We start from the raw sequence: 4,994 nt of genomic DNA, 5'->3' as shown, positions 1-4,994 counted from the left end.
TCCCGGCCGCGTCTACGCTGACCGGGGTTACGACCACGACAAATACCGCCGCATTCTTCACGAGCGCAGTATTCCCACCAGCATCGCGCGACGCGGCCACCCCCACGGCAGTGGCCTTGGGAAGATCCGTTGGGTCGTCGAACGTACACATGCCTGGTTGCACAATTTCCGCCGTCTACGTATTCGCTTCGAACGTCGCGCCGACATTCACGAAGCGTTTCTCAAACTCGGCTGTTGCCTGATCTGCTGGAGCACGCTTCAGCGAGCTCAACAGTCTTTTTGAAACCGTCTCTAAGCGCACTTCGGAGGTCCTGCGCATTAGCACTGCGTCACAGGGGCGCATTCGGTCCATATGCGCGTCAATTGCCCTTATAGATGTCGCAGGACAAGCCGGTGATGCAGAGGGCACCGGTTCGTGGATCCCGTTCTCCACGGGACGTACCCGCTCCGTATGTTCCCATTGGTGCTCCACCCTGTGAAGCGTCGGACTGGTATTGTCCCGATGCGTTGGTGGCTGCGGGTTGATCGGGCATGGGTTGCTGAGAGGGCGATGCCGGGGTAGCGGACTGACCGTAGGCTAAGCTGCCCATGGAAAGCAGTACGCTTCCACCAATCACTAGAAATAGCGACTTCATGATCAGGTACTCCATCGACTCAAACGTCGTTTCCACGCTTTCGATTCGACAGGTAGGCAGCCTTTGTCCGCGAGTCGTTGGAGCGATAAATGCTCGAAGGCCGCGAAGATTTCGGGTGCCATGAGGCTCGCGCAGTGTATGGCGAGGCGGTGATTTCAGCCGTCGTGCGACCGCAGGCTCGCACACTCCGCGCGCGGGTAGCGCTGGACGCAAGCTTCACTACGTCTAGCTAGTTATAGGCCCTTCAGTTGCCAAATTCCATACAATCGCGCAATGAGATCCGCGTAACAGGGTCCCTTCCTTTTATCAAGCCACTTGTACTTTGGCTTCTTGGCGGTAGTCGCAGCCCGTTCTTCAAATCCGTCCACATCGAGATCAGTGAAGGAAAAAGGCGGGCCCGCGCATGTGCAAACAGTATGGAGTGGCTGGTATGGATTCGCGCGCACACGCTGCCGTCCAATCCGCGGTCAAGACGAACAATTGGACGTTCTCCGAATCATTGGCGAGAGCCCCGACCGTTGCAGTGTTTAGCAGTGCTCCATCCGTGCTTTCATCCTGCTACCGTTCCGGCGCGCCCCACTTGCGTTGAGTTCCCATAGCGAGGTAGGTGAGATTGCATCTACGTGACGTTCAGAAAGGACTCCGACACACATTGACTAGTACGCCTTGCATCACATGGCAGGCGTCGGTTCCTGAGCCGACGGTCGAGTGCCCCGATGTGCGCTTCTGTGCTAGGCACCTGTTGGGCGGGTGCCGACGTATCCAATTTGCATGTGCAGCTTCAGCCTCCCCAGACTGTATCGGCGGCACGCGGACCCATTTCTGCCGCTAAAGCCAGACCAGCGTGCATGGCTTCTATCGGTGTGAAGCGGTCACGAGGGAATGGGCAAACATATGCTCGAGCGCGGCATAGGTCCTGTTTAGCCCCGCGTGCGATGGCGACGGACTCGTGGGGATTTTGCCGGAGCGGAGCCTGCTGAGGCGGGCGGCGAAGTGCCCTGCGATGAACGAACGACCCGTGAAGGCAATCAGATCGCCACGGTGAGCACGCACGTGTACAGGGTTCAACGAACAGCGTCGCACTGAAGGGCGGCGTCGCTGCGCCTTTGCGACCTCCGTTGTGAGACAGCGCACAATGGTGCCGAGACCGGCATGCGCGGCACGAGCTATGCCCCCGCAAGCCTTTCAGACGACCCCAGCGGTCACTCGCGCCTGCAAAAAGCGAACGCTGGGATTTCAGAAAGTTGTGCCTGTTTTCGTCTATGCTGATTGAGCGCGCTGTCCGGCCCATTCGGCCAGTCTCCCACGCACGACCTCGTCCGCAGCCCCAACCATCACGGAGTAGACCATGGCAGAGCTGCTTGACTCGGCTCCGGCTCCAGGCGCACCGGGGGTCCCGCTTAGCTGGAGTCGGGCCGACAAGGACGCCGTCGGCACGGCCTACTCGCTGTCGAGCCAAGTCTGGTACACAGCAGCAGGGGGCATCCTCACGGAGATCTACTTCCCGGATGTAGATACCCCTCAAGTGCGCGACTTCCAACTGATCATTACCGATGGTTCGACATTCTTTCACGACGCGCAGAAGGACTTCGATTGCCAATGTGAGTGGCCTGATGCGCCCGCCCTTTCCTTCCGGCTAACCGCTACGGCAAAGGATCAGCCGTACACCGTCGTGCAGGACGTCATCGCAGAGAAGGGTTCGCCCTGCGTGCTGGTCAGCACAACGTTGCAGGGAGATCAGGATTTCCTCAACAAGCTGCACGTCTACGCACTATTGGCGCCGCACATGGGCGGCTACGGCGCGGGCAACACCGCTCAACGAGTGAGCACCGCGAATGGCGATCGCCTCGTCGCAACCCGCGGTAACTACTGGCTGGCGTTGGGCGCCGACTGCGGCTTTGGGATGACCAGTTGCGGCTTCGTGGGCGTGAACGACGGCTGGACCGACATCATCGCCAACAAGCGCTTGCCGGTTTGGAATTTCGACTCGGCCACGGGCGGGTATGTCGCGATGACTGCAGAGATCAACCGCGCAGGGCGAAATCAATTCGTTCTGGCTCTGGCGTTCTGCGTCGACGAACCAAGAGATACGGTACCCAGCACCCCCAACAAGGCGCTGACCGCGGTATCGGAGGCGTTGGCCTATCCATTCGACGGCCCCCCGGAGTCATACAGCCACCGTCAGGCATTCCTCAAAGGCTGGACGGACGCGGTTGTACCTCCGCCGTTTGAACCCGCAGCTAACGTGACGGGCGATGGTGATGCGCTCTTCAACCTCAGCCGCAACGTTTTGCTGGCGCACGAGGATAAGACAGCCGAAGGCGCCTTGGTGGCTTCGTTGAGCATCCCCTGGGGACAGACGGTATGGGACTTGGTGGCGGGTTACCACATGGTCTGGCCGCGCGACATGTGCCAAAGCGCACTCGCTCTGCTCGCCGCTGGCGCAAAGGATGCGCCGCTGCGCGCACTGATGTTTCTCGCTACGTCGCAATCGCAGGATGGCAGTTTTCCGCAGAAGTTTTTCATCAACGGCGAGCCCTGGCCCGGCGGTGTCGCGCAGCTCGACGAATTCTCCTTCCCCATCATCCTGGCCTACCACTTGAGCGAGGACGGGCTACTGCAACAGTTCGATCCCACCGGCATGGTGCTGGCTGCGGCAGGCGCCCTGATAGCGAACGGTCCCATGACTGCCGAGGAGCGATGGGAAGAACAGGAGGGCTATTCCCCTTCCACACTGGCGGCAAATATCGCTGCGTTGGTCTGTGCCACAAAATGGGCGGACGCCCAGACCGCCCAGTTTCTTCTCGAATACGCGGACTTCCTCGAATCGCACCTCGAACCATGGTGCGTCACCACCCAAGGCTCGTTGGTTCCGGGCGTGCCCCGGCATTACATTCGAATCTTGCCGGCGTACGTCAATGGCGCCTTCAATTTCCCAGAAGATCCAAATACCACCCAAATAGGGGTCTCGGGTAGCGAGTACAACGCAAACGAAATCGTGGACGCGGGCTTTCTCGAACTGGTGCGCTACGGCATTCGCGCCGCAAACGACCCCATCATCGTCGACTCAATAAAAGTGGTCGACGCGGTGATCAGAAAAGATCTCCAGCAGGGCCCGGTCTTTTATCGGTACAACCACGACGGTTACGGCCAAGGCTCTCAGGGTCAAGCGTGGACCGGCACCGGCATCGGGCGCCCGTGGCCGCTGCTCAGTGGTGAACGCGGCCACTATGAACTGGCCGCCGGCGGAGATCCGACGATCTATCTTCGCGCGCTTGAGAAGTTCGCGGGCGAGCGACGTCTGCTTCCCGAACAGGTATGGGATATGCCAGATCTCCCACCCTTGACGACCGGCGGCCCGACCGGCTCCGCCATGCCGCTCGCATGGGCCCACGCCGAATATATCAAGCTGGTTCGCTCGATTTCTGACGGTGTCGTCTTCGACCGCCTCGATGTCGTCGCCAACCGCTATCAGCCTCAGCCGGGTCAGGCACCGCGCGCTCCAAGCGTGATAGAAATCTGGAACTTTGCCCGTCCAGTGCCGTCGATTCCGGCTGGCGCAACACTTCGCATCACCTGGCCTTCGCCTTTCCGTCTGCGCTGCTCGAGCGACAACTGGGCCACGTGGCAGGATATCGACGCGACCGCGACGGCTGTCGGCATCTACTATGTCGATCTCGTCACAGCAGCAGCCCAAGCCGGGTCATCGCGCGTATTCACGTTTTTCTGGACGTCGACTCAGACGTGGAAGGGAGTCAACTATGCCGTCACGCTGAGGTAGCAGCGGGTTCGATCTAATGGCCAGACCAGTTCAAGCCTAAAAGCCCCTGTTACCTCGCTCGTGGTACGCGAGCAGGGCTTGGGAGGTCCTTACACGAAGGCGACCGCTCGTTGCCTTCAAAGTGGCGGGACAAGGTCGCCAAAGCGATCTTCAGCCGCCGCACATCCTGTGATCGGCGACCATCGGCATGGCCGACAAGTACGCCTCTAGTTTCCGGCAGGTTCTGGAGTGGACCCGCCGTTCGCGTGGCCACCGCATGGCTTAGGCGAGCGGCAGAAAGTGGCCGAGGCTGTGTAAAAACGCCGGTTCGAGCCGCGAGCATCGGAGCGAACGCGTTCACCCAGCGCTGAGATCGAACGACGGGGCTGATTGCACCGAGCCATTCGAAGCGTCGATGCGTGAGATCACGCGCCGGCCAGCTTCATGGCCCGCATTGCTTTCGCGAATCCCAGTATCCCGATGACGCGCTTGAGGTTGTACGCCAGTACATGCAAGTTCATTTCGGTGGCGACGTGACCAAGTCTTCGCATCAGGAAGTGCGTCGACCCCATCCAGTGCTTGAGCGTACCGAACACGTG

Annotated in this window: 2 protein-coding genes and 1 pseudogene; 2 read left to right on the top strand and 1 reads right to left on the bottom strand. The window is 60.2% G+C overall.

All coding sequences use genetic code 11. The annotated features are described in order from the left end of the window. Together E1N52_RS42910 and E1N52_RS42905 are read left to right on the top strand one after the other, a co-directional pair. Window positions 1-283: transposase (locus E1N52_RS42910; RefSeq protein ID WP_165979591.1), on the top strand; the 283-nt coding region annotated here is incomplete at its 5' end. A gap of 1,700 nt (window positions 284-1,983) precedes the next feature. After that, complete coding sequence (locus tag E1N52_RS42905; protein ID WP_133191119.1) at window positions 1,984-4,416, top strand: glycoside hydrolase family 15 protein; 2,433 nt, start codon at window positions 1,984-1,986, stop codon at window positions 4,414-4,416. 404 nt (window positions 4,417-4,820) lie between these two features. Here the strand turns inward: E1N52_RS42905 and E1N52_RS42900 are convergent. Next, window positions 4,821-4,994: pseudogene (locus tag E1N52_RS42900) on the bottom strand (IS5/IS1182 family transposase); the annotation flags it as partial.

The sequence above is a fragment of the Paraburkholderia guartelaensis genome, from assembly GCF_004353905.1.
Lineage (GTDB): Bacteria > Pseudomonadota > Gammaproteobacteria > Burkholderiales > Burkholderiaceae > Paraburkholderia > Paraburkholderia guartelaensis.
The sequence above is the reverse complement of the archived record's forward strand: the minus strand, read 5'-3'. Positions and strand labels throughout refer to the sequence as shown.

Coding starts and splice junctions, on each gene's coding strand:
- E1N52_RS42905 (WP_133191119.1), top strand. CDS start 1,984: ATGGCAGAGCTGCTTGACTCGGCTCCGGCTCCAGGCGCACCGGGGGTC.